This window comes from Nonomuraea diastatica, assembly GCF_004349015.1.
Taxonomy (GTDB): domain Bacteria; phylum Actinomycetota; class Actinomycetes; order Streptosporangiales; family Streptosporangiaceae; genus Nonomuraea; species Nonomuraea diastatica.
Map to the genome: position 1 here is coordinate 1 of NZ_SMKP01000402.1, position 1,598 is coordinate 1,598.

Consider the following 1,598-nt stretch of genomic DNA (forward strand, 5'->3'; position numbering starts at 1 on the left):
CGGGTGTAGGTCTCGACGGGCCGGTGCCTGTGGCAGTCGGTAGTCGCCGTGTCGGCCGCCGTGGGCGTGACGTTCGCAGCATGCGGCTGCGCAGAGTCGGATCAGTTGCGTGACCCTGCACGTGAAGCATGTCCCAAACGCCGGGGGCCAGTGCGAGAGTGGGAAACGAGCGCCCGCCGGAAGGCGAAGCATGCCCGGTAGATCTCCTGGAAGAGAGGGCAGTCCGACCAGGCGGGCGCCGCTGTGTTTCACGTGAAACGTCGGTCGTGATGGGTGGAGGGGCCGTGGGTTCTGGCGGGCAGCCTCCCGCATGTTTCACGTGAAACACGCGGGAGGTCACATGGCGGCTTTGCGGATGTCGTCGAGGAAGTCGTCGACGTGTTCGGGGGTCGTGTCGAAGGCGGTCATCCAGCGGACGACACCGGTCGCCTCGTCCCAGTAGTGGAACAGGTACCGCTGCAGGAGCGTCGCGGCCACCGTCGGCGGCAAGGCGGCGAAGACGGCGTTGGACTGAACGGGGTAAGCCAACGACACACCGGCGATGCCCTCCAGACCGTTTGCCAGTCGCGTCGCCATCCGGTTGGCTTGATCAGCATTCTGTCGCCACAAGTCGTCCGTCAGGAGTGCCGACAGTTGGGCCGAGATGAAGCGCATCTTCGAGGCGAGCTGGAGCGACTGGCGGCGCAGGAAAGGTACGGCCTGGGCCAGCTCGGAGTCGAGCACCACCACGGCTTCGGCGGCCAGCGCGCCGTTCTTGGTGCAGCCGAAGCTGAAGACGTCCACGCCCACGTCGGTGGTGATGGCTTTCAGGTCGCAACCCAGGAAGGCGGCGGCGTTGGCGAGCCGTGCGCCGTCCACGTGAAGACGGAGTCCGGCCTCGTGTGCCGTCTCCGCGAGTACGGCGATCTCCTCGGCGGAGTAGGTGGTGCCGAGTTCCGTGCACTGGGAGATGGAGACGACGGCGGGCTGGGATTCGTGGTGGTTGCCGATACCGCCCAGACGCGCCTTGATGTCGTCGGGTTGGAGCTTGCCCTGTGCGGTGGGGATCGTCATCAACTTCACACCGAGAAGGCGCTCAGCCGCCCCTGCTTCATGGGTGGCGATGTGGGCGCTGTCGGCGCAGAGAATGGCGTCGTAGCGGCCGAGCATCAGGGCGAGGCCGACCATGTTGGCGCCCGCTCCGTTGAGCACCGCGAAGCCTTCCGCGTTCGGCCCGAACACCTCCTTGATCCCTTCTTCGAAGGCCGCGGTCCAGCGGTCGCCGCCGTAGGCGGGCGCGTCTCCGTCGTTCGCAGCGGCCATGGCCGCCAGGATGTCCGGGTGCACGCCCGCGTGGTTGTCGCTGGCGAAGCTCTTGGGGTACGTCGAATCGATCAGCACACCGCAAGGCTACTTTCACTGCCGACGCAATCCAGCTGGGAGGCAGGCGCCTGGCGAGGGGTTACGAGGCGGCTGCCGACGGATTCAGTACGTGCCGAGGGTCGGCGGAATTCGGAGTGGCGACACGGGACGGGTGAGCTCGGGACGGACACCGTGTGTGGGCGTGGGGTTGGGCGCGAGCGGGGATTCCGTGTGTGGGCGTGGGTTGGGTGCGGGTG

At 67.1% G+C, this 1,598-nt stretch carries 1 protein-coding gene; it reads right to left on the minus strand.

Going from position 1 to position 1,598, the window contains the following annotated elements:
* Nucleotides 1-336 precede the first annotated feature (336 nt).
* Nucleotides 337-1,380, minus strand: coding sequence for a threonine aldolase family protein (locus tag E1294_RS51865; protein ID WP_132520717.1), 1,044 nt, complete (start codon nt 1,378-1,380; stop codon nt 337-339).
* Nucleotides 1,381-1,598 lie beyond the last annotated feature (218 nt).